This window comes from Streptomyces sp. NPDC059398 (assembly GCF_042751845.1).
GTDB lineage: Bacteria > Actinomycetota > Actinomycetes > Streptomycetales > Streptomycetaceae > Streptomyces.
Genome location: NZ_JBHYWP010000012.1, coordinates 61,312 through 86,797, shown reverse-complemented (window position 1 = coordinate 86,797; position 25,486 = coordinate 61,312). Strand labels below are relative to the sequence as shown.

25 protein-coding genes are annotated in these 25,486 nt (G+C 70.6%); 15 read left to right on the top strand and 10 right to left on the bottom strand.

What is annotated here, in order from left to right; genetic code table 11:
- Positions 1 to 29 precede the first annotated feature (29 nt).
- Positions 30 to 374 (top strand): rhodanese-like domain-containing protein, encoded by a 345-nt coding sequence (locus tag ACFXBC_RS07190; RefSeq protein ID WP_385019626.1) that lies wholly within the window; start codon positions 30 to 32, stop codon positions 372 to 374.
- A gap of 123 nt (positions 375 to 497) precedes the next feature.
- On the opposite strand, the gene ACFXBC_RS07185 is transcribed toward ACFXBC_RS07190, so the two are convergent.
- From ACFXBC_RS07185 to paaA, 6 genes are all read right to left on the bottom strand, one after another.
- Complete coding sequence (locus ACFXBC_RS07185) at positions 498 to 1,661, bottom strand: acyl-CoA dehydrogenase family protein (protein WP_385019624.1); 1,164 nt, start codon at positions 1,659 to 1,661, stop codon at positions 498 to 500.
- Between the two features lie 115 nt (positions 1,662 to 1,776).
- Positions 1,777 to 2,847 carry a 2Fe-2S iron-sulfur cluster-binding protein gene (locus ACFXBC_RS07180; RefSeq protein WP_385019622.1) on the bottom strand — a complete coding sequence of 357 codons (1,071 nt, stop codon included), beginning with the start codon at positions 2,845 to 2,847 and terminating at the stop codon, positions 1,777 to 1,779.
- Entirely contained in the window at positions 2,848 to 3,333 is a 486-nt protein-coding gene (gene paaD / locus ACFXBC_RS07175; RefSeq protein WP_385019620.1) for a 1,2-phenylacetyl-CoA epoxidase subunit PaaD, read from the bottom strand. It abuts the gene before it with no gap.
- Positions 3,327 to 4,028 (bottom strand): 1,2-phenylacetyl-CoA epoxidase subunit PaaC, encoded by a 702-nt coding sequence (gene paaC, locus ACFXBC_RS07170; protein WP_385019618.1) that lies wholly within the window; start codon positions 4,026 to 4,028, stop codon positions 3,327 to 3,329. The genes paaD and paaC overlap by 7 nt, the downstream gene beginning before the upstream one ends.
- Positions 4,025 to 4,336: a 1,2-phenylacetyl-CoA epoxidase subunit PaaB gene (gene paaB, locus ACFXBC_RS07165; protein ID WP_385019616.1), complete on the bottom strand. Its 312-nt coding sequence runs from the start codon at positions 4,334 to 4,336 to the stop codon at positions 4,025 to 4,027. Before paaB ends, paaC begins: the two co-directional genes overlap by 4 nt.
- Positions 4,333 to 5,385 (bottom strand): 1,2-phenylacetyl-CoA epoxidase subunit PaaA, encoded by a 1,053-nt coding sequence (paaA, locus tag ACFXBC_RS07160; protein WP_385019614.1) that lies wholly within the window; start codon positions 5,383 to 5,385, stop codon positions 4,333 to 4,335. The genes paaB and paaA overlap by 4 nt, the downstream gene beginning before the upstream one ends.
- A gap of 225 nt (positions 5,386 to 5,610) precedes the next feature.
- Here paaA and ACFXBC_RS07155 point away from each other — a divergent pair, with 225 nt between their 5' ends.
- From ACFXBC_RS07155 to ACFXBC_RS07145, 3 genes are all read left to right on the top strand, one after another.
- Positions 5,611 to 6,513 (top strand): DUF5819 family protein, encoded by a 903-nt coding sequence (locus tag ACFXBC_RS07155; protein ID WP_385019612.1) that lies wholly within the window; start codon positions 5,611 to 5,613, stop codon positions 6,511 to 6,513.
- Positions 6,510 to 7,841 (top strand): HTTM domain-containing protein, encoded by a 1,332-nt coding sequence (locus ACFXBC_RS07150; protein ID WP_385019610.1) that lies wholly within the window; start codon positions 6,510 to 6,512, stop codon positions 7,839 to 7,841. Before ACFXBC_RS07155 ends, ACFXBC_RS07150 begins: the two co-directional genes overlap by 4 nt.
- 155 nt (positions 7,842 to 7,996) lie before the next feature.
- Positions 7,997 to 8,650 carry a TrmH family RNA methyltransferase gene (locus ACFXBC_RS07145; RefSeq protein WP_385019608.1) on the top strand — a complete coding sequence of 218 codons (654 nt, stop codon included), beginning with the start codon at positions 7,997 to 7,999 and terminating at the stop codon, positions 8,648 to 8,650.
- 65 nt (positions 8,651 to 8,715) lie between these two features.
- Here ACFXBC_RS07145 and paaN read toward each other — a convergent pair whose 3' ends face one another.
- On the bottom strand, positions 8,716 to 10,389 hold the full coding sequence (gene paaN, locus ACFXBC_RS07140) for a phenylacetic acid degradation protein PaaN (RefSeq protein ID WP_385019606.1): 1,674 nt from the start codon (positions 10,387 to 10,389) through the stop codon (positions 8,716 to 8,718).
- 122 nt (positions 10,390 to 10,511) lie between these two features.
- On the opposite strand from paaN, the gene ACFXBC_RS07135 reads away from it, so the two are divergent.
- Together ACFXBC_RS07135 and ACFXBC_RS07130 are read left to right on the top strand one after the other, a co-directional pair.
- Positions 10,512 to 12,044, top strand: a complete 1,533-nt coding sequence (locus ACFXBC_RS07135; protein ID WP_385019604.1) for a 3-hydroxyacyl-CoA dehydrogenase — start codon at positions 10,512 to 10,514, stop codon at positions 12,042 to 12,044.
- A complete protein-coding gene (locus ACFXBC_RS07130; protein WP_385019602.1) occupies positions 12,044 to 12,643 on the top strand; it encodes a TetR/AcrR family transcriptional regulator in 600 nt (199 codons plus the stop codon). The genes ACFXBC_RS07135 and ACFXBC_RS07130 overlap by 1 nt, the downstream gene beginning before the upstream one ends.
- A 30-nt stretch (positions 12,644 to 12,673) precedes the next feature.
- Here ACFXBC_RS07130 and ACFXBC_RS07125 read toward each other — a convergent pair whose 3' ends face one another.
- On the bottom strand, positions 12,674 to 13,192 hold the full coding sequence (locus ACFXBC_RS07125; protein WP_385019600.1) for an Lrp/AsnC family transcriptional regulator: 519 nt from the start codon (positions 13,190 to 13,192) through the stop codon (positions 12,674 to 12,676).
- Positions 13,193 to 13,363: 171 nt separating this feature from the next.
- Here ACFXBC_RS07125 and pdhA point away from each other — a divergent pair, with 171 nt between their 5' ends.
- The 7 genes from pdhA to ACFXBC_RS07090 all read left to right on the top strand — a co-directional run bounded on the left by pdhA (position 13,364) and on the right by ACFXBC_RS07090 (position 21,919).
- Positions 13,364 to 14,482, top strand: coding sequence for a pyruvate dehydrogenase (acetyl-transferring) E1 component subunit alpha (gene pdhA, locus ACFXBC_RS07120; protein WP_385019598.1), 1,119 nt, complete (start codon positions 13,364 to 13,366; stop codon positions 14,480 to 14,482).
- Positions 14,479 to 15,483 carry an alpha-ketoacid dehydrogenase subunit beta gene (locus ACFXBC_RS07115; protein WP_385019596.1) on the top strand — a complete coding sequence of 335 codons (1,005 nt, stop codon included), beginning with the start codon at positions 14,479 to 14,481 and terminating at the stop codon, positions 15,481 to 15,483. The genes pdhA and ACFXBC_RS07115 overlap by 4 nt, the downstream gene beginning before the upstream one ends.
- A complete protein-coding gene (locus ACFXBC_RS07110) occupies positions 15,483 to 16,991 on the top strand; it encodes a dihydrolipoamide acetyltransferase family protein (protein ID WP_385019594.1) in 1,509 nt (502 codons plus the stop codon). The genes ACFXBC_RS07115 and ACFXBC_RS07110 overlap by 1 nt, the downstream gene beginning before the upstream one ends.
- Positions 16,992 to 17,492: 501 nt before the next feature.
- Positions 17,493 to 18,353: an NTP transferase domain-containing protein gene (locus tag ACFXBC_RS07105; protein ID WP_385019592.1), complete on the top strand. Its 861-nt coding sequence runs from the start codon at positions 17,493 to 17,495 to the stop codon at positions 18,351 to 18,353.
- Positions 18,350 to 19,855 (top strand): molybdopterin molybdotransferase MoeA, encoded by a 1,506-nt coding sequence (locus ACFXBC_RS07100; protein ID WP_385019590.1) that lies wholly within the window; start codon positions 18,350 to 18,352, stop codon positions 19,853 to 19,855. Before ACFXBC_RS07105 ends, ACFXBC_RS07100 begins: the two co-directional genes overlap by 4 nt.
- Positions 19,852 to 20,931 carry a potassium channel family protein gene (locus ACFXBC_RS07095; protein WP_385019587.1) on the top strand — a complete coding sequence of 360 codons (1,080 nt, stop codon included), beginning with the start codon at positions 19,852 to 19,854 and terminating at the stop codon, positions 20,929 to 20,931. The genes ACFXBC_RS07100 and ACFXBC_RS07095 overlap by 4 nt, the downstream gene beginning before the upstream one ends.
- Before the next feature lie 10 nt (positions 20,932 to 20,941).
- The gene (locus tag ACFXBC_RS07090; RefSeq protein WP_385019585.1) at positions 20,942 to 21,919 is read left to right on the top strand and encodes an NAD(P)H-quinone oxidoreductase; all 978 of its coding nucleotides are present in this window, start codon (positions 20,942 to 20,944) and stop codon (positions 21,917 to 21,919) included.
- A 180-nt stretch (positions 21,920 to 22,099) separates the two neighbouring features.
- On the opposite strand, the gene ACFXBC_RS07085 is transcribed toward ACFXBC_RS07090, so the two are convergent.
- A complete protein-coding gene (locus ACFXBC_RS07085; protein WP_385019583.1) occupies positions 22,100 to 22,534 on the bottom strand; it encodes a VOC family protein in 435 nt (144 codons plus the stop codon).
- Between the two features lie 502 nt (positions 22,535 to 23,036).
- On the opposite strand from ACFXBC_RS07085, the gene ACFXBC_RS07080 reads away from it, so the two are divergent.
- Together ACFXBC_RS07080 and ACFXBC_RS07075 are read left to right on the top strand one after the other, a co-directional pair.
- Positions 23,037 to 23,267, top strand: a complete 231-nt coding sequence (locus tag ACFXBC_RS07080; RefSeq protein ID WP_385019581.1) for a hypothetical protein — start codon at positions 23,037 to 23,039, stop codon at positions 23,265 to 23,267.
- A 7-nt stretch (positions 23,268 to 23,274) separates the two neighbouring features.
- Positions 23,275 to 24,423 (top strand): helix-turn-helix domain-containing protein, encoded by a 1,149-nt coding sequence (locus ACFXBC_RS07075; RefSeq protein ID WP_385019579.1) that lies wholly within the window; start codon positions 23,275 to 23,277, stop codon positions 24,421 to 24,423.
- Between the two features lie 67 nt (positions 24,424 to 24,490).
- Here ACFXBC_RS07075 and ACFXBC_RS07070 read toward each other — a convergent pair whose 3' ends face one another.
- A complete protein-coding gene (locus tag ACFXBC_RS07070; protein WP_385019577.1) occupies positions 24,491 to 25,252 on the bottom strand; it encodes a dienelactone hydrolase family protein in 762 nt (253 codons plus the stop codon).
- Between the last annotated feature and the right edge of the window lie 234 nt (positions 25,253 to 25,486).

Here is a 25,486-nt window from a genome sequence, read left to right as displayed (position 1 = left end):
AGCTGTGCACATGAGAGAAGGCATGACCCATGAATTTCGCCCCGCTGCCCCAGGTGGATATCGCGGCGGTACCGGCCGACGGCCTGCTGGTCGATGTCCGGGAGGACAACGAATGGGCGGCCGGGCACGCCGAGGGGGCCCTGCACATTCCGATGAGTGAGTTCGTGGCGCGCTTCGGTGAGGTGACCGAGGCGGTGGCCGAGGGCGGGCGGGCGTTCGTGATCTGCCGGGTCGGCGGCCGTTCCGCCCAGGTCACCCAGTACTTGGTGCAGCAGGGGATCGACGCGGTGAACGTCGACGGCGGAATGCTCGCCTGGGAAGGCGCCGGGCGCCCGATGGTGACGGACGGCGGAGACGCCGCGTACGTCCTCTGACTCTGGCTGACGCCGCTGACACTGGCGCCCCCGAGACTGGCGCCCCAGGCTGCCCTTCCGTGGCGCCCCTGGACTGACGCACCCAGGCCGCCCTCCCGCGTCCCGGCCGGCCTCCCGGCGGGGTCAGCCCAGGGGGTGGGCTGCCAGTAGGCCGCCCAGTGCTTCCTCGTGGGCTGCGGCCGGGCCGAGTGCGAGTTCCACCTGCTTGGCCCACGCGTGGTACCGGTGCAGCGAATAGTCGGTGTCAGCCCCGAAACCGCCATGCAGATGCTGTGCGGTCTGGACGACACGGCGTACACCGTCGGAGGCCCAGATCTTGGCCACGGCGATGTCCCCGGCTGCGGGAAGCGGTCCGCCCGCGCTGGTGGAGAGGCGCCAGGCCGCCTGCCAGAGCGTCACCTCCATGGCGCGAAGGTCGATGTAGCGGTCCGCGGTCTGGACGGCGACCGACTGGAAGGTGGCGACCGGGAAACCGAACTGTTCCCGTTTGCTCGTATAGGCGCTGGTCATGGTCAGCACCCCCTCGCCCAGGCCCAGCGCGAGGGCACAGGTGCCGGTGGTCAGCAGATCGCGCAGCAACTCCCAGGCGCCGTCGGCCTCGATGACATCGCGGCCCGGGACCCGGACCGAGTCCAGCCGCACCTCAGCGAAACGCTCTCCACTGGTGGAGATCTGCTCGGCCAGAGTGACTCCGGAGGTCTCAGCGGCGCCGGCGGACCCCCGCGGCCCGTTACGGGAGATCAGCGCGAATACCGCGCTTCCTGAAGGGGTGTGGGCCGGTACCGCTATCAGATCCGCGGTCTGTGCCCAAGGCACCCCTGTCTGGACCCCGTCGAGGACCCAGTTGTCACCGTCCCGCTGTGCGGTGACGGCGAGTTCGGCGGGATCGTGGCCGGTACGGCCGTTGGCGCCGACGGTGAGGACCAGCTCACCACGGGCCACGGCAGGCAGGACCGCTTCCCTCAACTCCGCGCTGCCGTAACGCTCCACCGCCATCGCGACCGCGCTGGTCTCCATCAGGGGCACCCGGGCCAGCACCCGGGCGGACTCGCGCAGCACCAGACAGAGCGCGATCGCGTCGAGCCCTGCCCCGCCGTACTCGGGCGCCAGAACCAGGCTCAGCAGATCCGCCTCCGCCAGCTTCCCCCACAGGGTCCGGTCGAAGTCCTCGGCCACCGCGCCCGCCGTGAGCGCCGGGCTGGGCACTCCGTCGGGCGCGACGCCCGAGAAGACCGCCTTCGCCGCCTCTACGGCCGCCTGCTGCTCCTCGGTGAAGGTGAAGTCCACAGCCCTGTCCTCCCACGCCGACCCGCTCAACCTGTCCAGCATTTCTGATGCTGCGTCAGATTAGGGCAACGGGCCGAGATGCGGAACACCGGCGGCGAAGCGAACAGGATCGCTCTCAGCGGTCGAAATCCAGCTCCACTTCCGGTGTCAGCGGGTGCGACTGACAGGCCAGCACATAACCGGCTTCGGTCTCTTCCGGCTCCAGCGCGTAATTGCGGTCCATCCGCACCTCACCCGAGACCAGGAACGCCCTGCATGTTCCGCACACCCCGCCCTTGCAGGCATACGGTGCGTCGGAACGGCTCCGCAGGACCGTTTCGAGAAGCGAATCCCCTTTCTGCACCGGCCATGTGCCCGACCGTCCGTCCAGGGTGGCGGTCAGCGTGCTGTGCGCCGGACCGGCCGCCGACACCGGCACCACGGGTGCCTCGGCGGTGGAGGTGCCGTCGTCGACATGGAAGATTTCCTGATGGATACGGGACCTGGCCACTCCCAGCCCCTCCAGCGCCCGCTCCGCGCCCTGCACCAGACCGAATGGTCCGCACAGGAACCAACCGTCCACGTCCGGGACCGGCAGAAGCGCCGGCAACAGCCCTGCCAGCCGCTCCTGGTCCAGTCGGCCCGAGGGCAGACCCGACTGCTGCTCCTCCCGGGAGAGTGCGGTCACCAGCTGGAAGCGGTCCGGCCAGCGGTCCTTCAGATCGGCGACCTCGTCGAGGAACATCGTGGAGGCCGCGGTGCGGTCGCTGCGTATCAGACAGAACCGCGCATCCGGCTCACGGGCCAGCAGGGTCGCCGCGATGGAGAGCACCGGTGTGATGCCGCTGCCTCCCACGATCGCCGCGAACCGGCCCGGTCGCGGCCCGAAGGCGAAGCGGCCCATCGGCTCCATGACCTCGACGGTGTCCCCGACGCCCAGCTCCTTGAGCGCGTATGTGGAGAACTCGCCGCCCTCCACCAGCCGCACCCCTACCCGCACGACCGGTTCGTCGGGGGCGCCGACAGCAGGAGTGCAGATCGAGTACGTACGGCGGATCTCCGCGCCGTCCACGACGCGGCGCAGGGCCACATGCTGGCCGGGGGTGTGGCGGAACGTCTCACGCAGCTCCGCGGGGATGGCGAAGGTGATCGCCACGGCGTCGTCCGTGAGCCGTTCGACCGCGCTGACCCGGAGCGGATGGAACATCTACAACTCCTTGAAGTGGTCGAAGGGTTCGTGACAGGAGGCGCAGCGGCGCAGCGCCTTGCAGGCCGTGGACGAGAACCGGCTCAGCAGCTCGGTGTCGGTCGATCCGCAGTGGGGGCAGCGGATGGCCAGCGCAAGGGCGACAGGGCCGGTCGGACGCGGGGGCGCCACCCCGAACTCGGCCAGTTTCCGCCGGCCTTCGTCGCTGATGTCATCCGTCGACCAGGCAGGTGACAGCACGGTGCGCACCGAGACATCCGGTATTCCGTGTTCGTGGAGGACCCGCTCGATGTCGCAGGACATCGACTCGATGGCCGGGCAGCCCGTGTAGGTCGGGGTGAGCTCGACCGCGACCCGGCCGGGGCCCAGGATCTCCACCCGCCGCAGCACTCCCAGCTCCTCCAGTGTCACCACCGGCAGCTCGGGGTCGGGGACGGCTCCGGCGAGCTTGCGCAGTTCCGCTTCGAGCGGTGTGGTGGTCACCATGTCGCCCCCGGATGGCTGCGGTGCAGATGCTGCATCTCGGCGAGCATCCGCCCGAACGGTTCGGTGTGCAGGCCCTGCCGCCCCGCCCCCGCGGACCAGGCCCCTGTCCGTGCCCCGAACGGCACGGACAGGGTGGCCCGCGACAGCAGCTCCGTCACGGAAGCCGACCAGCTGTCCTCCAGGCCGGACCAGTTCACGTCCACCCCTTCGACCGGCTGGAACATCTCTCCGGTGAAACGCCACAGCGCGTCAAGACCGCGCTGCATCCGCTCATGGCTCTCGGCTGTCCCGTCGCCCAGCCGCAGGGTCCACTGCTCGGCGTGTTCCTGGTGGTAGGCGACTTCCTTGACCGCCTTCCCCGCCAGCGGAGCGAGGGGACCGGCTCCGCCGGCCAGCCGGTCGTACAGCAGGTGCTGGTAGGTGGAGAAGAAGAGCTGGCGGGCGACGGTGTGTGCGAAGTCGCCGTTCTCCTGCTCGACCAGCTGGAGGTTGCGGAAGGTGCGCTCCTCGCGGAGATAGGCGAGTTCGTCCTCGTCCCCCACCAGGGAGAGCAGCACCCGTGCCTGTCCCAGCAGATCGAGGGCGATGTTGGCGAGGGCCACCTCCTCTTCCAGTACCGGCGCGTGGCCCGCCCACTCCCCCAGGCGGTGGGAGAGGACCAGTGCGTCGTCGCCGAGGGCGAGAGCCGCGCTCACAGGTGCTGCACCCCTTCCGGGATCTCGTAGAACGTGGGGTGCCGGTAGGGCTTGTCACCGGCCGGTTCGAAGAACGAGTCCTTCTCGTCGGGCGAGGAGGCGGTGACAGCGGTGGAGGGAACCACCCAGATGGAGACGCCCTCGTTCCGCCGGGTGTAGAGATCGCGGGCATGGTGCAGGGCCATCTCGGCATCGGGTGCGTGCAGGCTGCCGCAGTGGGTGTGAGCCAGCCCGCGCCGTGAGCGCACGAATACTTCCCACAGCGGCCACTCCCCGGTGGCCGGGCTGTTCTCGGATGTGGCGGTCATGCGGGCGCCTTCCCTTGCTCTGCCGCGCCGGCGCTCGGCGCCGCACCGGCTGCTGTCTTCGCGGCGTACGCGGTCGCCGCCTCCCTCACCCAGGCGCCCTCTTCGTGGGCCCGGCGGCGCTGGGTGATCCGCTGTTCGTTGCAGGGGCCGTTGCCCTTGAGGATTTCCTTGAACTCGGTCCAGTCGATGCTGCCGAAGTCGTGCCGGCCCCGCTCCTCGTTCCACCGCAGATCGGGGTCGGGGAGGGTGAGACCCAGGGCCTCGGCCTGGGGGACGCAGATGTCCACGAAACGCTGGCGCAGCTCGTCGTTGGAGTGCCGCTTGATCTTCCAGGCCATGGACTGCGCGGAGTGCGCGGACTGGTCGTCCGGCGGGCCGAACATCATCAGCGACGGCCACCACCACCGGTCCACGGCGTCCTGGGCCATCGCGTGCTGTTCAGGTGTGCCACGGCTGAGGGTGAGCAGCAGCTCGAAGCCCTGGCGCTGGTGGAAGGACTCCTCCTTGCAGACCCGGACCATCGCCCGCGCGTACGGACCGTAGGAGCAGCGGCAGAGCGGCACCTGGTTGGTGATCGCAGCGCCGTCCACCAGCCACCCGACCGCGCCGACATCGGCCCAGGTCAGCGTGGGGTAATTGAAGATCGACGAGTACTTCTGACGTCCTGAGTGCAGCTTGTCCAGCAGCTCTTCGCGGCCGGTGCCGAGGGTCTCGGCCGCGCTGTACAGATACAGGCCGTGTCCTGCCTCGTCCTGGACCTTCGCCATCAGGATCGCCTTACGGCGCAGGGAGGGGGCCCTGGTGATCCAGTTGGCCTCGGGCTGCATCCCGATGATTTCGGAGTGGGCGTGCTGGGCCATCTGACGTACGAGTGAGGCGCGGTACTCGTCCGGCATCCAGTCCCGTGGCTCGATCCGCTCGTCCGCGGCCACAGCGGCGTCGAAGGCGGCCTGCCTCATCTCGTCAGGTCCGGCCCCGGGCGCCGCTGAGGGGCCCGGGGCCGCCGGGGGCTGTGGTGCCCCGTCCGTCCCGTACGCCACTGTCGCCATCGCGTGCCCCCTACCGACCGATCGTTCGGTTCATGGACTTCAATGGTGGGGCGAGGGCCCTTAGGGTGTCAACCCTGTGGATAACTGGCCTGAAGACCGGCGGGCACCAAAGGGGATCGGGGCGGGATGGATTCGTACGGCAGTGAGGAGCCCGGGGCGAGCGGGCCCGAGGCTCCATCTCCAAAAGCTCCACCACCTCCACCTCCACCTCCGCCCCGAAAGCCCGTGGAGACTTCCGGGGCCGACGGGGCTGTCGGGGCCGATGGGGCTGTCGGGGCTTCCGAGTCGGGTGGAGCCACCGAGTCGGGCGATGCGTCCAAGTCGGATGGGGCCGCCGAGCCGGGCAATGGTCTTGGATCGGGTGAGGCCCCCGAGCAGGGCAGGGCTCGTGAGTCGGGTGAGGCCGACGAGCAGCGTGAGGTTCCCGAGCCCGGTGGGAGCTACGAGTCTCATGGCGCCCCCGAGCCCCGTGGGGTTGCCGGGGAAGGCCGTGGGATCGTCGCGCTCTCCTTTCCGTACCAGGTGGCCGCGGCCATCGCGCTCGGGCTCATCGGGGTGCTGACCGCTGTCCACCTGTCGATGGTCTTTCTGCATGTCGCGCCGTCGAACACGGTGAGCAAGAAGTACGGCAAGGCGGTGGACGACTGGATCTACCCCGAGTTCGAGCAGAACTGGAAGCTCTTCGCACCCAATCCGCTCCAGCAGAACATCGACGTTCAGGCCCGTGCAGAAATACGCACGAAGAGTGGCGGACTCACCACCACAGGCTGGACCGATCTGTCAGCCGAGGACGGGGCTTCCCTCCACCACAACCCTCTCCCCAGCCACGTCGACCAGAACGAGCTCCGTCGTGGCTGGGACTTCTTCACTGGTTCCCACAACAATGACAACCAGCCGGTCGGGCTGCGCGGCGACCTGTCCGAGCGGTACATCCGCCGCATCGTCGTCATGCGGTTGAGTGACGAGCAGCGGAACGGTGCCACGATCGAGCGGATACAGGTCCGCTCGGCGACCTCTTCGGTGAAGGCTCCCCCGTGGAGCCAGGAGAAGATCAACACACAGGTCTCCTACCGGGTCCTGCCCTGGTGGGCAGTCGTCCCTGCGGACCGTACGGAGGCCGGCCGGTGACCTCAGCCAGCAGTAACGCCAACACCACAGGCAACAGCACCGGCCGTTACAGCGCCGGCGGTGACGGCACCGGCAACAGCGCCGGTGGCGGCAGCGACACCGACCACCTCGGTAACGTCGGCCTCGCCATCGCGCGCGGCATCCAGCGCATCACCGCAGCCCCGTTGGGCCGCTATCAGGCCGCGGTGGTCAGGATCGGGTTCTCCGCCACGTGGCTGCTCTTCCTCCTGCGCGAACTGCCGCACCGCCGTGAGCTGTACGGGCCCCACTCCCCGTGGGACTGGGGCCTGGCCAGGCAGCTCGTCGACAGCAACCACGCGTTCACCGCTCTGATGTGGTCGGATTCCACGGCGTGGTTCGAGGTGGTGTACGCCCTCGCCGTGCTGTCCAGCGTGCTGATGCTGCTCGGCTGGCACACGCGCTTCGCGTCCGCGATGTTCATGGTCGGCGTGCTGTCACTGCAGAATCGGTCCATCTTCGCGGGCGACGGCGGGGACAACGTCATCCACATCATGGCGATCTATCTGCTGGTGACGCGCTGTTCACAGGTCTGGTCGCTGGACGCGCGCCGGGCGGCCCGTACCGCGAAGGCTGCCGAAACCGGCGGCCCCGCCGCCTCCGAACCTGCCGGGGGCCGGGTCGGACCGCTGCTCTGGTCGGTGCTCGGTGTCGCGCTTCTCGTGATCACTCTGCTCGGGAAGATGAGCGGCGGCTGGGCGCTGATCTTCTGGGCGATGTGGCTGGTCCAGGGCCTGTGGTGGGTGGTGAGCCGAATGGCGCCGGGGGAGCCCCGCACCTTCCTCGACGTGCTCGCCAATCTCGCGCACAACGCCGGTCTCGTCGTGATCGCGGCCGAGGTCTGTCTGATCTACTCGACGGCCGGCTGGTACAAGATCCAGGGTTCCCGCTGGGAGGACGGCACGGCCCTCTACTACCCGCTCAATCTGCACTACTTCTCGCCCTGGCCGGCCCTGTCCTCACTGCTCGCCGCCAGTGGTGTGATGGTGATGCTGCTGACGTACGGCACGGTCATCGTTCAGGTGGCCTTCCCCTTCACCCTCTTCAACCGGCGCGTCAAGAACGTGCTGCTGGTCGCGATGATCATGGAGCATGCCGGCATCGCGGTGCTGCTGGGCCTGCCGTTCTTCTCGATGGCGATGATCGCGGCGGACGCGGTCTTTCTGCCGACCGGGTTCCTGCTCTGGCTGGGCGGCCGGGCAGCCATGCTGACCGCCCGCGCGCGAACCGGTGCGCGGCGCGGGCGGGTGGTGGCACCTCGTACGGCCGAGGGGGAGCAGGGCGAGCAGCCCCGTACGCTCGTGGGGTGACCAGCGAGACTCCCCCCGAAGTACCCGAAACACCCGAAGCACCGGAACCCCCCGGAGCACCGGAAACACCTGAAGTGCCTGAAGCATCCGACGCAACGGGTGTACCCGGTGCACCTGATGCACCCGGAGCGTCCGGTGACGCGCCGGGTGCGCCCGTGCTGTCGGAGCGTGCCGGCGAGCCGACGCAGTACGACGATGTCTTCGTGGCTGAAATCGGCGTCGGGCCGCACCCCTTGCCGTGGCCTGAGGGCGCGCAGTACGACCGGGAACTGCTCGCCACGGGGGACCGTCGCAACGTGGTCGACGCCTACCGGTACTGGACGCGGGAAGCGATCGTCGCGGATCTGGACACCAGGCGTCACGACTTCCATGTCGCGGTGGAGAACTGGAGCCACGACTTCAACATCGGATCGGTCGTCCGTACCGCCAACGCCTTCCTCGCCAAGGAGATCCACATCGTGGGGCGGCGGCGCTGGAACCGGCGTGGGGCCATGGTCACCGACCGCTACCAGCATGTGCGCCATCACCCGGACACGGAGTCCCTCACCGCCTGGGCCGCTGCCGAGGGCCTGCCGATCATCGGGATCGACAATCTCCCGGGCGCGGTCCCACTGGAGCGGACGGAGCTGCCGCGGAGGTGTGTGCTGCTGTTCGGGCAGGAGGGGCCGGGGCTGACGGAGGAGGCCCGGAAGCACGCACAGCTGGTGTGCTCGATCGCGCAGTTCGGCTCGACCCGGTCGATCAACGCGGGCGCCGCCGCGGCGATCGCCATGCACGCCTGGGTACAGAGGTACGCCCTGATCGACTGAGCGGGCCGGCCTGCGGCAGACCTGGCCCGCCCTGCATCGGACCCCCCGGCCCTGCGCCCCCGCCTTCACGCTTGGCGGCGGACCTCCACCGTCCGGAACCTGTTGGCCACGAACGCGCCATCGCACAGCGCTGCGTTCGCCGCCGGATTTCCGCCCGAGCCGTGGAAGTCCGAGAAAGCCGCGGTCTGGTTGACGTAGACCCCGCCCGTCAGATTCAGCGAAAGCTGGGCGCACTCCTCCAGGCAGACCTCCTCCACAGCCCGCTCCACCTCGGTCGATGTGGTGTACGCGCCCACCGTCATCGCTCCCTTGTCGCGGACCGTGCGACGGAGCAGGTCAAGGGCCGACCTGGTCGAGTCGACGGCTACCGCGAAGGAGACAGGGCCGAAGCACTCGGAGAGATAGGCCGCGTCGGCATCCTCCGTGTCCCAGTGCTTCCGCGCGCCGTCCATCTTGACGATCGCCGGTGTACGGACCACGGCCCCCGGGAAGTCCGGATGGGTGATCTCCCGTGACGCGAGAGCCACTTCACCCAGATCCGCGGCCGCTTCGAGGCGGTCCCGTACATCGGGGTTGACCAGCGCCCCCAGCAGCGCGTTCGCCCGGGTGTCGTCGCCGAGGAGTCCCGCGACCGCGGCCGAGAGGTCGGCGACCACCTCGTCGTAGCTCTTGGGTCCCGCGTCCGTGGTGATGCCTTCGGCCGGGATCAGCAGGTTCTGCGGGGTGGTGCACATCTGGCCGCTGTACAGCGAGAGCGAGAACGCCAGGTTGGCGAGCATGCCCTTGTAGTCGTCCGTGGAGTCGACGACGACCGTGTTCACCCCGGCCTTCTCCGTGTAGACCTGCGCCTGGCCGGCGTTGGCCTCCAGCCAGTCGCCGAAGGCGGTCGAACCGGTGTAGTCGATGATCCTGATCTCCGGACGGACCGCGAGTGCCTTGGCGATCCCCTCGCCGGGCCGTTCGGCGGCGAGCGCCACCAGATTCGCGTCGAACCCGGCCTCGGAGAGGACCTCACGGGCCACCTGGACAGTGAGGGCGAGCGGCAGCACCGCGCGTGGGTGCGGCTTCACCAGAACCGGGTTCCCGGTGGCCAGCGAGGCGAACAGGCCCGGATAGCCGTTCCAGGTGGGGAAGGTGTTGCAGCCGATCAGCAGGGAAATGCCCCGGCCCACCGAGGTGAAGGACTTCCGCAGCTCCAGTGGATCGCGCTTGCCCTGCGGCTTGGACCAGTCGGCCGACAACGGCGTCCTGACCTGCTCCGCATAGGCGTAGGCCACGGCCTCAAGGCCGCGGTCCTGGGCGTGCGGGCCGCCCGCCTGGAAGGCCATCATGAACGCCTGGCCGCTGGTGTGCATGACCGCGTGGGCGAACTCCGGCGTACGGGCGCTGATCCGCGCCAGGATCTCCAGACAGACCAGGGCCCTGGTCTCGGGACCGGCCGCGCGCCACGCCGCCGTGCCCGTGCTCATCGCGGGCAGCAGCACATCCAGATCGGGGTGGGGATAGGTGATGCCCAACTCGACTCCGTACGGCGATACTTCGCCGCCCGTCCAGTCGTCGGTTCCTGGCTGGCCCGGATCGATGCGCTGCCCGAGCAGCGCGTCGAAGGCGGCATTGCCGTCACCGCTGTACGCCTTGGGGTGCTCGGGGTGCGGCGTCCAGTACGCACGCGTACGGATCGCTTCGAGGGCCTGGTCGAGCGTGGGCCGATGGGTCTTGGACAGCTCGGTCAGCTGCATCGCGGAACAACTCCTCGTCGAGCTGCGCAGGACAGGTGGACAGAGTTAGAGTAACCGAACGATCGGTCGGGACAAGGGGGTCCGCTCAGACTGTGGATAACTCCGTACGGGAAGATCGCCCCATGACCGCCACCGCACACCTGCCCGCCCTGGCGCCGGGCCGTACCGTCGCCGTCGTCGGCACCGGCACCATGGGCCAGGGCATAGCCCAGGTCGCCCTGGTCGCCGGACATCCGGTGCGCCTCCACGACGCGCTGCCCGGCCGCGCGGAGAAGGCCGCCGAAGCCATCACCGCCCGGCTGGACCGGTTGGTCGCGAAAGGCCGCATGGACGCGGCGCAGCGGGACGCCGCCCGGGACCGGCTGCTGCCCGCCGCCGATCCGGCCGAGCTCGCCGACGCCGGGCTCGTGATCGAGGCGATCCTCGAACAACTCCCCGCCAAACAGGAACTCTTCACCACTCTTGAGGACATCGTCAGCGAGGACTGCCTGCTCGCGACCAACACCTCGTCCCTCTCCGTGACCGCCATCGCGAGCGCGCTCAGCCACCCGGGCCGTTTCGTCGGGATGCACTTCTTCAACCCGGCGCCGCTGCTCCCCCTCGTCGAGATCGTCAGCGGCTTCGCGACCGAAGAACAGAGCGCCCGGCTCGCGGCCGCGACGGCGAAGGCCTGGGGCAAGACCCCCGTACGCTGCACCGACACCCCCGGCTTCATCGTCAACCGCATCGCACGCCCCTTCTACGCCGAGGCCTTCGCGGTCCACGAGGAGCGGGGCGCCGATCCCGCCACCATCGACGCGGTGCTCAGGGAGTCGGGCGGTTTCCGGATGGGCCCCTTCGAGCTGACGGACCTGATCGGCCAGGACGTCAACGAAGCGGTCACCCGCTCGGTCTGGGACGCGTTCTTCCAGGACCCCAAGTTCCGTCCCTCACTGGCTCAGCAGCGGCTCGTCGAGTCCGGGCGGCTGGGCCGGAAGAGCGGCCACGGCTGGTACGGGTACGAGGAGGGCGCGGTCAGGCCCGAGCCGCACACCGCCCCGGCCACCGAGGCCCCGTCCGGAATCACGGTGGAGGGCGACCTCGGGCCCGCGGCCGAGCTGGTCGCGATGGCCCGCGAGGCGGGGATCGCGGTGCGTGAGGACGAGGAGGACGGGGGGAGCAGGATCGTGCTGCCCAGCGGGGGCCAGCTGGTGCTGGCGGACGGGCAGACCTCCGCCGAGTTCCGCGACGTCGTCTACTTCGACCTGGCGCTCGACTACCGGTCCGCCACCCGTATCGCGCTGTCGGCGTCCGAGGTCACCGGCTGGGAGACGCTGCGCCAGTCGATCGGTCTCTTCCAGAGCCTCGGCAAGAAGGTCAGTGTCATCGGGGACGTCCCCGGCATGATCGTGGCCCGGACGGTCGCGATGCTGGTGGACCTCGCGGCGGACGCCCTGGCCAGGGGCGTCGCGTCCGCAGAGGACATCGACACGGCGATGCGGCTCGGCGTGAACTATCCGCTGGGGCCGGTCGAATGGGGGCGCAGGCTCGGCCGTGCCTGGGCGCACGAGCTGCTCGACGAACTCCACGCGCGCGTGCCCAGTGGCCGCTATGCGCCGTCGCTCGCGCTGTACCGGCAGTCGTACGTCCATCCGGAGAAGGGCGGGACGATCTGATGGCTACCCCCAAGCGGGACACGTACACACCGGAGACCCTGCTGACGGTCGCGGTGCGGGTCTTCAACGAGCGCGGCTACGACGGCACGTCCATGGAGCATCTCTCGCAGGCCGCGGGCATCTCCAAGTCCTCGATCTACCACCATGTCGCGGGCAAGGAAGAGCTGTTGCGGCGCGCGGTCAGCCGCGCCATCGACGGGCTCTTCGGTGTCCTGGACGAGCCGGGGGCGGCGCGGGGGCGCGCGATCCAGCAGGTCGAGTACGTCACGCGCCGTACGGTCGATGTGCTGATGGCGGAACTCCCCTATGTGACGCTGCTGCTGCGGGTGCGCGGCAATACCAGGACCGAGCGCTGGGCGATGGAGCGGCGCCGGGAGTTCGACCAGCGGGTGGCCGAGCTGCTGAAGGCGGCGGTTTCCGACGGGGATCTCCGCTCCGACGTGGACATACGGCTGGCGACCCGGCTGCTCTTCGGGATGATCAACTCGTTGGTCGAGTGGGTCCGCCCGGCGCCGGGCGCGGGCCCCGACGCGGACCAGCTGGCCGAGACCGTCGTACAGCTGGCGTTCGAGGGGCTGCGTACCGCTCCTCCGCGCTGACCTGGGCGGTCGTGCCCTGCGGGCCCGGGATCACTCGTCCCGGTGACTGTCCAGGTCCGTCGGCTTGGCCGGGTCCAGGTCCGTCTCCTCGAAGACCAGCAGGGTCCGGGTCGAGAGCACCTCGGGGATGGCCTGGATCTTCGTCAGGACGAGTTCCCGCAGCGCCCTGTTGTCCGCGCTGTGTACCAGCAGGAGCACATCGAAATCGCCGCTGACCAAGGCGATATGAGCCGTGCCCGGCAGCTCGGTGAGCTGCTGGCGGACCGTGCGCCAGGAGTTCTGGACGATCTTGAGGGTGATGTAGGCGGACGACCCCTGGCCGGCGCGCTCATGGTCGACCCGGGCGCTGAACCCGCGGATCACGCCGTCCTCGATCAGCCGGTTGATCCGGGCGTACGCGTTGGCGCGCGACACATGGACGCGGTCCGAGACGGACCGTATCGACGCGCGGCCGTCCTGCTGGAGGATCCGCAGGATGTCGCGGTCGATGGCGTCCAGCGGGCGTGCGGGAGGACGCCCGCCCTCGTCGGCCATTTGTTCAGCTGCCACCTGCCCCCGCCTCTCCGTCATGGACGACCTGCTTCTATCCCAGGCTGTGGAGAACCGTTTGTCCACAGGCTGAGGGGGTCAGTAGCCAAAATGCGCTTTCGACCGAACAATCGGTAGGTGAGGCGCATCACTGGCGATGCGCCCTCCCGCTCCCACGAGGAGGTGTCTGGCATGACGGTCCAAGAGCTGCCCGGTGCTGCTGCCTACCCGGCATGGAAGCTCCGCACCGACCCCGCTCCGCTGCTCCCGGACCCGGAGCCGTACCGGGTGCTCGGTACGGAGTCCGCTGCCGGGCTCGACAGGGAGCTGCTGCTCCGGCTGTACGACGCACTGGTGCACGGCCGGCGGTTCAACACGCAGGCGACGGCCCTCACCAAGCAGGGCAGGCTCGCCGTCTACCCGTCGTCCACCGGCCAGGAGGCCTCCGAAGTGGCCGCGGCGCTGGTCCTGGAGGAGCGGGACTGGCTCTTCCCCAGCTACCGCGACACCCTCGCGGCCGTGGCGCGCGGACTGGACCCGGTCGAGGCGCTGACGCTCCTGCGGGGCGACTGGCACACCGGGTACGACCCACGGGAGCGCCGTATCGCCCCGCTGTCCACCCCCCTCGCCACCCAGCTCCCGCACGCGGTCGGCCTGGCCCACGCCGCCCGTCTGGCCGGGGACGACGTGGTGGCGCTCGCGATGGTCGGGGACGGCGGGACCAGCGAGGGCGACTTCCACGAAGCGCTGAACTTCTCCGCCGTGTGGCGCGCCCCTGTCGTCTTCCTCGTGCAGAACAACGGCTTCGCCATCTCCGTGCCCCTCGCCAAGCAGACCGCCGCCCCCTCGCTGGCCCACAAAGCAGTGGGATACGGAATGCCGGGCCGGCTGGTCGACGGGAACGACGCGGCGGCCATGCACCAGGTGCTCTCCGACGCCGTCCGGCGGGCGCGCTCCGGCGGTGGCCCGACCCTGGTCGAAGCGGTGACCTACCGGATGGACGCGCACACGAACGCCGACGACGCCACGCGCTACCGGGCGGACGCCGAAGTGGAGTCCTGGCGGGCGCACGACCCGGTCCGGCTCCTGGAGCGGGAGCTGACCGGGCGGGGGCTGCTCGACGAGGAGCGCAAGGAGGCGGCCGCCGAGGCCGCCGAGGCGATGGCGGCGGAGCTGCGCGGGCGGATGAACGCCGATCCGCCGCTCGACCCCATGGACCTCTTCGCCGGGATCTATGACACGCCGACGCCGCAGCTGCGTGAGCAGTCGGAGCAACTGCGCGCCGAGCTGGAAGCGGAGGCCGGGCGGTGAGCACAGTCGCGGTGAAGCCGGCCACGATGGCGCAGGCCCTCCAGAGGGCGATGCGCGACGCGATGGCCGAGGACCCCACCGTGCATGTCATGGGGGAGGACGTCGGGACGCTCGGCGGGGTGTTCCGGGTCACGGACGGCCTCGCGAAGGAGTTCGGCGAGGACCGCTGTACGGATACGCCGCTCGCCGAGGCCGGGATCCTCGGGGCAGCGGTCGGTATGGCGATGTACGGGCTGCGTCCGGTGGTGGAGATGCAGTTCGACGCCTTCGCCTATCCGGCGTTCGAACAGCTCGTCAGCCATGTGTCGCGGATGCGGAATCGCACCAGGGGTGCGCTGCCGATGCCGATCGTGGTGCGGGTGCCGTACGGCGGCGGGATCGGCGGGGTCGAGCACCACAGCGACTCATCCGAGGCGTACTACATGGCGACTCCGGGGCTCCATGTCGTCACACCGGCCACGGTCCCCGACGCGTACGGGCTGCTCCGTGCCGCCATCGCCTCCGACGACCCGGTCATCTTCCTGGAGCCGAAGCGGCTCTACTGGTCGAAGGCCGAGTGGTCGCCGGACGCGCCTGCCGCCGTGGAGCCGATAGGCCGGGCCGTGGTACGGCGCGCGGGCAGCAGCGCCACTCTCCTGACGTACGGGCCCTCGGTGCCGGTCTGTCTGGAGGCGGCGGAGGCGGCCCGTGCGGAGGGCTGGGACCTGGAGGTCGTGGACCTCCGCTCGCTGGTGCCGTTCGACGATGCGACGGTATGCGCTTCGGTACGGCGGACGGGCCGGGCGGTCGTGGTCCATGAGTCGGCCGGATTCGGCGGGCCCGGCGGGGAGATCGCCGCCCGGGTGGCGGAGCGCTGCTTCCACCATCTGGAGGCGCCGGTGCTGCGGGTCGCCGGGTTCGACATCCCGTATCCGCCGCCCATGCTGGAACGTCACCATCTGCCCGGGGTGGACCGGGTGCTGGACGCGGTCGCACGACTGCAGTGGGAGGCGGAGAGCTGATGTCCACTGTTTCCGGAGCTTCTGACGCATCCGATGTGAACTGCCTGGAGTTCAGGCTGCCCGACCTCGGGGAAGGGCTGACCGAGGCCGAGATCGTGCGGTGGCTGGTGGAGGTCGGCGATGTCGTCGCCGTCGACCAGCCGGTCGTCGAGGTCGAGACGGCCAAGGCGATGGTGGAGGTGCCCTGCCCGTACGCGGGCATGGTGACGTCCCGGTTCGGCGAGGAGGGCACCGAACTGCCGGTCGGCTCACCTCTGCTGACGGTGACGGTCGGCCCGGAGGTGGGCACCGCGACCGGAGGCGCCGCGGGCGGTGCTGACGGTGGTGGCGCTGATGGTTCTTCGGGAGCTTCGGGAGCTTCGGGAGCTTCGGGGGCAGCGGGAGCAGCGGGGGTTTCGGGTGCCTCGGGATCTGCTGACGATTCGTCGGGGAACGTGCTCGTGGGGTACGGGACACGCGGCGCGGTGACCACGCGGCGGCGGCGTGTGCAGATGGCCACCGGCACCCGGCCGGACTCTGTCCCGCACTCCGCGCTCCGGGCCGGTCCGGTACCGGTGATCTCTCCGCTGGTGCGTCGGCTGGCGCGCGAACACGGTGTGGAGCTGAGGGAGTTGTCGGGCAGCGGGCCCGATGGTCTGATCCTGCGCTCCGATGTGGAGCAGGCGATACGTACATCGGCGGTGGACGGCACCGAACGGGCGGTGACCGGGACGGCGCCGGCAGGGGCTGGGGCTGAGACTGAGGTGGCTGAGGCGTCTGGCGCGGCTGCGGCTTCGAGCACGCCTGCGGCTACTCCTGCTGCCGCGCTTGCGGGGGAGCGGGTTCCGCTGCGGGGGGTGCGTGGTGCCGTCGCGGAGAAGCTCGCGCGGAGCCGTCGCGAGATACCCGATGCGACGTGCTGGGTCGACGCGGACGCCACCGAGCTGATGGCCGCGCGGGCCGCCATGAATGCGGCGGCCGGTCCGGCGGTCCCGAAGATCTCGGTACTGGCACTGCTGGCCCGGGTCTGTACGGCGGCTCTGGCACGCTTCCCCGAGCTGAACTCGACGGTGGACACCGAGGCACGGGAGATCGTGCGCCTTCCCTCGGTCCACCTGGGATTCGCCGCGCAGACGGAACGCGGCCTTGTGGTGCCGGTGGTACGTGGGGCCGATGGGCGCACCACGGAGTCGCTGAACGAGGAGTTCCTACGGCTGACGGAGGCGGCCAGAGACGGAAGGCTGACCCCGGCGGAGCTGACGGGAGGCACGTTCACGCTGAACAACTACGGGGTGTTCGGGGTCGACGGTTCGACGCCGATCATCAACCACCCCGAGGCGGCGATGCTGGGCGTCGGCAGGATCGTGCCCAAGCCCTGGGTGCACGAGGGGCAACTCGCTGTACGGCAGGTGGTGCAGCTCTCCCTCACCTTCGACCACCGGGTCTGTGACGGCGGGACGGCAGGCGGCTTTCTCCGCTATGTGGCGGACTGTGTCGAGCAGCCGGCGGTACTGCTGCGGGGGGTTTAGGGCCTTTCATCCGGGCCGGGTCGGGTCATCAGGCCGGGCTTGCGGGGGCGGGGTCCGGCGCGAGGCGTGTGCTGCCTGGGTCCAGGCCGCTGCCTGGGGCCGGGTGGCTGGCGGGACCGGGTGGGCGCCGGCACGGGTGGGTAGCACTGAGTGGCTGGCGGGACCGGCTGGGTGGAAGGGGCGGACCGTGCGGGGTGGACCGTACGGGGTGGCTGGCGGTACCGGGCAGGCGGCACCGGGTGCGTGCCGCCGGGTGCCTGGCGCACCCGGTTGAGTAGCGCCGGGTGGCTGGGGCTGGTGGCACCGGGCGGCCGGCGGGACCGGCTGGGTGGGCACGGAGTGGACCGTACGGGGCGGCCGGCGGGACCGGGTGGGCGGCACCGGGCGGCTGGCGGGACCGGCTGGGCGGCACCAGGCGGTTGGCGGCACCGGCTGGAGGATGACGGGGGTGAAGGGTGACGCGGGATTCCGTGGAGCCCGGCGGCGGCCCATACTCGCGGGATGACCTTGTATGACGCCGTGGTGCTCGCCGGAGGGGCCGCCAAGCGGCTCGGTGGTGCCGACAAGCCCGGCCTCACCGTGGGCGGGCTGACACTGCTCGACCGGGTGCTCGGGGCCTGCCGAGGGGCCGGGACCATTGTGGTCGTCGGGGGGCGACGGGAGACCGCGCGGCCTGTGGTCTGGGCCCGGGAGGAGCCGCCCGGTGGCGGCCCGCTGGCGGCGCTCGGAGCCGGGGTGCGCGCAGTGTCGGCCCCCAGCGTGCTCGTACTCTCCGCCGACCTGCCCTTTCTGGGTGCGGACACCGTGCCGGGCCTGCTCGGCGCCCTGGCTGCGGGCCCGCACGACGGGGCGCTGCTCACCGATCCGGGCGGCCGTGACCAGCCCCTCGTCGCGGCGTACCGTACCGACGCCCTGCGCCGTGGACTCGCGTTGCTCACCGCCGAGCACGGTTCGCTCGCCGGGCTGCCGCTGCGGCGGCTCACCTCCGGGCTGGAGCTCGCCCGGATCGCCGCGGGCCCCCTGGCCTCGTTCGACTGCGACACCTGGGAGGACGTGGCATCGGCACGTGCCCGTATCAGGGAGCATGGGTATGTGCTTGATGAATGGATCACCGCAGTCAAAGCCGAGCTGGGCATCGAGCTCGATGTCGACACCGGCGTCCTCCTCGACCTGGCTCGCGATGCCGCACACGGCGTCGCCCGGCCGGCCGCGCCGCTGACCACCTTCCTTGTCGGCTATGCCGCGGCGAAGGCGGAACAGGACGGGCCGGAGGCCGTTGCCACGGCCGCACGCAGGGCCGCCGCGCTCGCCAACCGGTGGGCCGACGAAGCCGGAGCGGCCAAGGGGACCGACGCCGGATGACGGATGAGCAGGACCGCGACCTGGAAGAAGCGCTCGCGCTCGTCAGCAAAGAGCCACCAGCCGCCCCGCAGCCCACCGCATCGTCACACCACCGTGCGGCCGGCCGGCAGCCCGCCGCATCCGGGAGCCACCCCGCCGACCGCGCGAACGGCCCTGCCGCATCCGGGGAGCGCGCCGCGCCCGGCACCGCATCCGGAGCCCACGGACAAGCCGCATCCTGGGCCCATGGTGGAGAAGCCGCATTTCGGGCCCGCGGTGAAGGTGTCGACGCCCCGCCCGCCCGGGGGTCGTCCCCCGGGCCGGAGAAGCACCGTGCCGCGCCCTGGGCCGATGCCCGTCTCCGTGCGGCGCGGGCGGGGCGTGCGGTGGCGGCGTCCGCGCGGCAGGCGCCGCTGGACCAGGCGCTGGGCCTGACCCTGGCCGGACCGCTGACCGCCCTCACCGATCTGCCGTCCTTCGACACCTCGGCCATGGACGGCTGGGCCGTCTCCGGCCCGGGGCCCTGGCGGATCAGCGGAGGGGAGGGTGCCCTCGCCGGCCGGGCCGAGCCCGGCCCGCTCGCCGACGGCGACGCCGTACGGATCGCCACCGGTGCCCGGATCCCGCGTGACGCGACCGCCGTCGTCCGTTCCGAACATGCCCGGGCCGACGACCGCGCCGGACAGCTGTACGCGCAGCGCAATGTGGTCACCGGGCAGGACATCCGGCCCCGTGGCCAGGAGTGCCGGACCGGTGACCAACTGCTGCCGACCGGGGGCCTGGTGACCCCTGCCGTGCTCGGTCTGGCAGCTGCGGCCGGTTACGACGAGCTGCCGGTCCTCCCCCGGCCCCGGGTGGAAGTGCTGGTGCTCGGCGATGAGTTGCTGGCCGACGGTCTTCCGCATGACGGGCTGATCCGGGATGCGTTGGGGCCGATGATCGGGCCCTGGCTGCGGACGCTCGGCGCCGAGGTCCTGGCCACCCGGCATCTCGGCGACGACGCCGAGGCCCTCCGGCGGGCCGTCGCCGGCTCCCCGGCCGATGTCGTCGTCACCACCGGGGGCACCGCGGCCGGGCCGGTCGATCATGTCCACCCGATCCTCCACCAGTTGGGCGCCGAGCTGCTGGTCGACAGCGTCGCCGTGCGCCCCGGCCACCCGATGCTGCTCGCCCGGCTGGCCGATGGCCGCCACCTCGTCGGGCTCCCCGGGAACCCGCTGGCCGCCGTATCGGGGCTGTTGACACTTGCAGATCCGCTGATGCGGGCCCTCGCGGGCCGCGCTGTCGTGGAGGCTTATGCCATGCCTGTAAGCGAAGAGGTGCACGGTCACCCGTACGACACCCGACTCGTGCCTGTGGTGCACCGGACATATGAGGTGGTTCCGCTGCATTTCCATGGGCCGGCGATGCTTCGCGGTGTCGCCGCCGCCGACGGACTCGCCGTCGTACCGTCCGGCGGTGCGCGGGCCGGACAGCTGCTGGAGATCCTCGATCTGCCGTGGGCTGAGGAGTGTTTCACGTGAAACTGCCCGGTCATGATGCCCTCGACCGGCAGGTGGGGGAAAAATTGGTGACCCGCCGGGTGAAACTACCCCGGCGGGTGGTCGAGCGACCGCTCCGGCAGGTCGGCAGGCGAGTCCTGATCGCGCTGCTGGTGCTGGTGGTGACGGCCCTCATCGTCTGGCTGGACCGCGGTGGCTATCACGACAACGCCGACAGCACGGTCGACCTGCTCGACTCCTTCTACTACGCCACGGTCACCCTCTCCACCACGGGGTACGGCGACATCGTCCCGTACAGCGACGGTGCGCGGCTCACCAACATCCTGGTTGTCACGCCGCTGCGCGTGCTGTTCCTGATCATCCTGGTCGGCACCACTCTCGAAGTGCTCACCGAGCGCACCCGGGAGGAGTGGCGGCTGAACCGCTGGAGGCTCCGCTTGCGTGACCACACCGTCGTCGTCGGATTCGGTACGAAGGGCCGCTCCGCGATGCAGACGCTGTGTGCGACCGGTCTGAAGCGCGAGCAGATCGTCGTCGTCGACCCCAACAGCAAGGTCATCGAGGCCGCCAACGCGGAGGGTTTCGCGGGCGTCATCGGGGATGCGACCCGCAGTGACGTACTGCTCCGCGCCGAGCTGCAGCGTGCCCGGCAGATCGTCATCGCCACCCAGCGCGACGACACCGCCGTACTGGTCACGCTGACCGCGCGGCAGCTCAACCGGGGGGCGAAGATCGTCGCCGCGGTGCGCGAGGAGGAGAACGCTCCGCTGCTGCGCCAGTCCGGCGCAGACGCGGTGATCACGAGCGCCAGTGCGGCGGGACGGCTGCTCGGTCTCTCCGTGCTCAGCCCGAGCGCGGGGACCGTGATGGAGGATCTGATCCAGCAGGGCAGCGGGCTCGATCTGGTCGAGCGGCCGGTCATAAAGGCCGAGGTCGGCCGGAGCGTCCGGGACGTGAACGATCTGGTCGTCACCGTGAAGCGCGGGCACCGGCTGCTCGGGTACGACGACCCCGACGCCAGCCCGCTCCAGCTCACCGACCGGGTGATCGCGATTGTCCGGGTTTCCTCCAAGGCGACGGGCGCCGGCGCGGAGTAGCCTCGCGATCATGCATGCGATCACGATCCCCGAGTCCGGCGGTCCCGAGGCGCTTGTCTGGGCCGAAGTGCCCGACCCCGTCCCCGGCGAGGGCGAAGTCCTCGTCGAGGTCGTGGCGTCCGCCGTCAACCGTGCCGACGTCCTGCAACGCCAGGGCTTCTACAACCCGCCTCCCGGGGCCTCGCCCTATCCCGGCCTGGAATGCTCCGGGCGGATCACGGCGCTGGGGCCCGGGGTGTCCGGGTGGGCCGTCGGCGACGAGGTGTGTGCGCTGCTGGGCGGCGGGGGGTACGCGGAGAAGGTCGCCGTACCCGTCGGACAGCTGCTGCCGGTACCGGAAGGGATCGATCTCGTCACCGCGGCGGGGCTGCCGGAAGTCACCTGCACCGTCTGGTCGAACGTCTTCATGGTCGCCCATCTGCGCCCCGGCGAGATGCTGCTGGTGCACGGCGGTTCCAGTGGGATCGGCACGATGGCGATCCAGCTGGGCAAGGCGGTGGGAGCGCGGGTGGCCGTCACCGCGGGAAGCCACGAGAAGCTGGCCCGCTGTGCGGAGCTGGGCGCCGACGTACTGATCAACTACCGCGAGCAGGACTTCGTCGAGGAGATCCGGAAGGCGACCGGCGGGGCCGGGGCAGACGTCATCCTCGACATCGTCGGTGCGAAGTACCTGGACCGGAATGTGGAGGCGCTGGCGACCAGCGGGCGTCTTGCGGTGATCGGTATGCAGGGCGGCGCGAAGGGCGAGCTGAACCTCGCGGCGCTGCTGGGGAAGCGGGGCGCCATCACGGCCACATCGCTGCGTGCGCGGCCGCTGGGCGAGAAGGCGGCGATCGTCGCCGCGGTCCGTGAGCATGTCTGGCCGCTGGTCTCCGGCGGCCGGGTACGGCCCGTGGTGGACCAGGAACTCCCCATGGCCCTCGCTGCCGAAGGACACCGGGTGCTGGACTCCGGGGTGCATGTGGGGAAGGTCCTTCTCCGCGCCTGAGGCCGTCCCGGGACTTGGGGTGGGGGGCCCCGGGCCCCCGGCCCCCCCCCCCCGACCCCGGGCGGGGGGGTGCCCCCCCCCCCCGGGGCGGCGGGCGTCGTCACGTCAGGCATGCCCGGCGGACACATCGGCACGGCGTCCTTCCGGCGGCGCGGCTGCCGGGGCGCCGGCCTCCTCCTCTCAGTCGATGCAGAACTCGTTGCCCTCGATGTCCAGCATCGGGATGCACGACTCGTTCTCCTCGTCGGCGTACAGCGTCTGCACATGGATCGCACCGAGCGCGACCAGTCGTGCGCACTCGGCTTCGAGCGTGGCGAGGCGCTCGTCCCCGACGAGCCCGGTGCCGGCCCGGACGTCGAGATGCACCCGGTTCTTGACGGTCTTGCCTTCGGGGATGCGCTGGAAGTACAGGCGCGGGCCGGCACCTGAGGGATCACTGCAGGCCGACCATGATCCCCGCTTCTCAGGAGTCAGGGTGCGGTTGAAATCGTCCCAGGTGGTGAACCCCTCCGGTGGCGGCGGCATGACGTACCCCAGCACCTCACACCAGAAGCGGGCGAGACGCTCAGGCTCCGCGCAGTCAAAGGTGACTTGGAACTTCCTGATCGCTGGCATCGGCGCACCGTACCGCGTACCAGGGGGGCGAAGCAGCCGGATTGTGACGCTGCTGAGTGGTGGCGCACCTGGTGAAGGGTGCGCCACCTTCTCGGGCGCCGCGCTGGAACGCGGTGATGCCCAGTCCCTGTTTCATGGTGCAGCCACGACGCCAGGGGGCCTCGGCAGCAGAGCTGGAGGCGGCGTTGTAAGGACGATGGCACCGGGTGCCCCGCTTCGGCAATGGCAGCTGGACGAAACTGAATGAAATTAATGGGTCTGTTTCCCTGATCTGCGTCTTCTGGCTGGCAGTGGTGCCGTCCCGCCTCTCAGGCGGTGGTGAATTCCTGGACGCCCAGGTATCAATGCCCCCTTCCCGGAGGCCGCACATGGTGGTGGCCGAACCACCGGTGAGAGGATCCAGGCGGCTGGAGGGCCGACCTGGAAGTCGCCTCCGGCTGTTCACGGTGCAGCCAATCACCGCGCTCCGAAAGGGGCGTGACATGACGACAGGTGGTAACGCATGCGTTCACTCTCTTCTTCTCCGGCCCCCGGCAGGGGCCCTTCCGCGGGGGCTCTGACGACGACGGAGACGGTCGTCGTGGTTGTCGTCCTCGTCGTGGCCACGGTGCTCGCGGCCACCGGGAAACCGATGCCCGGCGCCCTGGAGTTCATCACCGGTGCTCTGTACGTCTCCTGCCGGTACGTCAGGGCCGTACGCGCGGCGGCCCGGCTCCCGCACCCGGTGATCTGACAGCCGCATGGGACGGCGTGAGAACGCCGTTGCCGCATCGACCCGGCAGTCCGAAGCGCTCGCGCTGTGGCTACGTGCCCAGCGCGAGCGCCGAGGCGTCACCTACGCGGCAATGGCCAAGCTGACCGGTCACCAGTTCAGTGCTTCGATGCTGTCGCGCGGCGCCAGCGGCCGCACGGTCCCGTCCCGCCGGCTGGTGCTCGTCTATGTGAGAGCGTGCGAGGCCGATGTCGGGCAGGCGCTGTGGCTGTGGAAGGCCGCGCGCAGTGCCGAACAGCGGGGCTCGGCCCACTCGCCGGCCTTTCAGAACGCAGGGACTGCCGGGAACACCGGGAACACCCGGAACACCGGGGCCGCCGAGAACACCGGGACCGCCGGGACCGCCGAGAACACCGCCCTGGCATCGTCGGTGCGCTCCATGCTGAACTCCGTAGCGACGCGGCCCGACGTGGTCGACAGCTTCGCCACGTTACGGCGCGTCATGGTCGAGATGCGCGTCAGGGAAGGCCAGCCGTCTCTGGCGGAGCTGCAGAGGGCGGCGGGCAAGACTGCTGACGGGAAGCGCCACCGTCTGCCCAAGAGCAGTCTGAGCGTCATTCTGAGGGGCGAGGCCGTTCCCTCACGCGCCCACCTCACGGCGTTCATGGAGGCGCTGAACGTCGAGCCGGCCGGTGTCCGGCGCTGGCAGCAGGTATGGGACTGCCTGCGAGCGGCGCAGAGCCCGCCCGTGAACTTCACGATCCGGTTCCTCGACGCCCCACCGGACGGACAGCCAGATGGCGCCCCTGCTCCGGTGGCCGACGTCGGGACTGCGGACCGGGCCTTCGTGAGAGAGCAGGTCGTCGGCACCACCTCAGGCGTACGAGGGGGACCCCGGGCCGCCCACCGCCCGGTTGGCCGCACACGCGCCGGCCTGCCCATCAGGACGCCGCGCCGCTACAACCGCGCTGCCCCCCGGCAACCGTACGAGCCCGTTTTCAGCACCCGGACCAGGCCCATCCCTCCCCGCATCCCCGTGATCGTCCCTCTCCGCCCGGCTGAACCGGCAGCTCCAGCCGGGCGCATCGCTCGCACGGTGAAGCGATGGTTCCCGCGGAAGCCGCGAGCGGTCCACGTACCAGGCGATGACCACCGCCCGTCCTGGCCGGACTACTGACGGGTCGGCGGGGGAGGCCGCGAGAGCCGCCCGCGCCGTCGCGTCGCCGGGGCACGGACGAGAGTCGTCAGCCGTGCAGGGTCCGGCCGAACAGGTCCAGCAGAGCGGTCCAGTGACGCTCCGTCGCCTCGGAGTCGAAATCGGAGGTGTCGGACTGGGTGTAACCGTGGCCCGCGCCCTGGTACACCTCGCAGCGGTGGGTGACACCGGCTTCGGTGAGTGTCTTCTCCAGGAGCTCCTGCTGCTCGGGCGGCATCGACGCGTCCTGATCGGCGTGGCCGAAGTACACCTCCGCCGTCATGGTGGCGGCCGCGAGGTGGGGGCTGTCGGGCTGGTCGGTGGCGAGACGGCCGCCGTGGAAACCACCGAGCGCGGCCACCCGGTCCGGGTAGGAGCCCGCGGTGTACAGGGCGAGCCGGGCGCCCATGCAGTAGCCGGTGATGCCGACCGGCCCGTCGGTGGCCTGGGGGCAGTCGGCGAGCCAGCCGAGATAGGCGTGCGCGTCGGAGACCACCAGGTCCGGTGTCAGGCCCTGCATCAGCGGCATCACTCCGGCGATCAGCGGGCCACGGTTGTCGTGGTCGATGTGCTCGGGCAGCGGGACCACCGGGGCGGGGCCCTGGCGGTAGAAAACATTGGGCACCAGGACCGCGTATCCCTCAGCGGCCAGCCGGTCGGCCATCGCGTTGAGCGCCGGGCGCGGCCCGAACGCGTCCTGGTAGAGCAGCACAGCGGGGTGACGCCCGTCGTCATCGGGGTGGACGAAATACGCGTCCGCCGTGCCGTCCTGGGTCGGAATTTCGACAGTACTGCTGCGTACGGCCTGCATGTCCGCGTCCCGTCTTCGTGGGGGTTGGCTTTCGCGCTCCACCCTCTCACCAAGCGGAAGGGGGTGTTCGGCCACCCGCCGAAACCGTCAGGCGTGGGTGCGGCGCGAGCCGCGGCAGCCACCGGCACACGGCGGAGGGCCCGGCATCCCGCAGCGCGCGGGTTGCGCGCCGCCCGGGCCGCCCCCCCCCCCCCGCTGAGGCGGCCCGCAAGAGCGACCGGGGCGAACATTATA

Coding starts and splice junctions, on each gene's coding strand:
- ACFXBC_RS07190 (WP_385019626.1), top strand. CDS start 30: ATGAATTTCGCCCCGCTGCCCCAGGTGGATATCGCGGCGGTACCGGCC.
- ACFXBC_RS07180 (WP_385019622.1), bottom strand. CDS start 2,847: ATGTTCCATCCGCTCCGGGTCAGCGCGGTCGAACGGCTCACGGACGAC.
- paaD (WP_385019620.1), bottom strand. CDS start 3,333: ATGGTGACCACCACACCGCTCGAAGCGGAACTGCGCAAGCTCGCCGGA.
- paaB (WP_385019616.1), bottom strand. CDS start 4,336: ATGACCGCCACATCCGAGAACAGCCCGGCCACCGGGGAGTGGCCGCTG.
- paaA (WP_385019614.1), bottom strand. CDS start 5,385: ATGGCGACAGTGGCGTACGGGACGGACGGGGCACCACAGCCCCCGGCG.
- paaN (WP_385019606.1), bottom strand. CDS start 10,389: ATGCAGCTGACCGAGCTGTCCAAGACCCATCGGCCCACGCTCGACCAG.
- ACFXBC_RS07135 (WP_385019604.1), top strand. CDS start 10,512: ATGACCGCCACCGCACACCTGCCCGCCCTGGCGCCGGGCCGTACCGTC.
- ACFXBC_RS07130 (WP_385019602.1), top strand. CDS start 12,044: ATGGCTACCCCCAAGCGGGACACGTACACACCGGAGACCCTGCTGACG.
- pdhA (WP_385019598.1), top strand. CDS start 13,364: ATGACGGTCCAAGAGCTGCCCGGTGCTGCTGCCTACCCGGCATGGAAG.
- ACFXBC_RS07110 (WP_385019594.1), top strand. CDS start 15,483: ATGTCCACTGTTTCCGGAGCTTCTGACGCATCCGATGTGAACTGCCTG.
- ACFXBC_RS07105 (WP_385019592.1), top strand. CDS start 17,493: ATGACCTTGTATGACGCCGTGGTGCTCGCCGGAGGGGCCGCCAAGCGG.
- ACFXBC_RS07100 (WP_385019590.1), top strand. CDS start 18,350: ATGACGGATGAGCAGGACCGCGACCTGGAAGAAGCGCTCGCGCTCGTC.
- ACFXBC_RS07090 (WP_385019585.1), top strand. CDS start 20,942: ATGCATGCGATCACGATCCCCGAGTCCGGCGGTCCCGAGGCGCTTGTC.
- ACFXBC_RS07085 (WP_385019583.1), bottom strand. CDS start 22,534: ATGCCAGCGATCAGGAAGTTCCAAGTCACCTTTGACTGCGCGGAGCCT.
- ACFXBC_RS07080 (WP_385019581.1), top strand. CDS start 23,037: ATGCGTTCACTCTCTTCTTCTCCGGCCCCCGGCAGGGGCCCTTCCGCG.
- ACFXBC_RS07075 (WP_385019579.1), top strand. CDS start 23,275: ATGGGACGGCGTGAGAACGCCGTTGCCGCATCGACCCGGCAGTCCGAA.
- ACFXBC_RS07070 (WP_385019577.1), bottom strand. CDS start 25,252: ATGCAGGCCGTACGCAGCAGTACTGTCGAAATTCCGACCCAGGACGGC.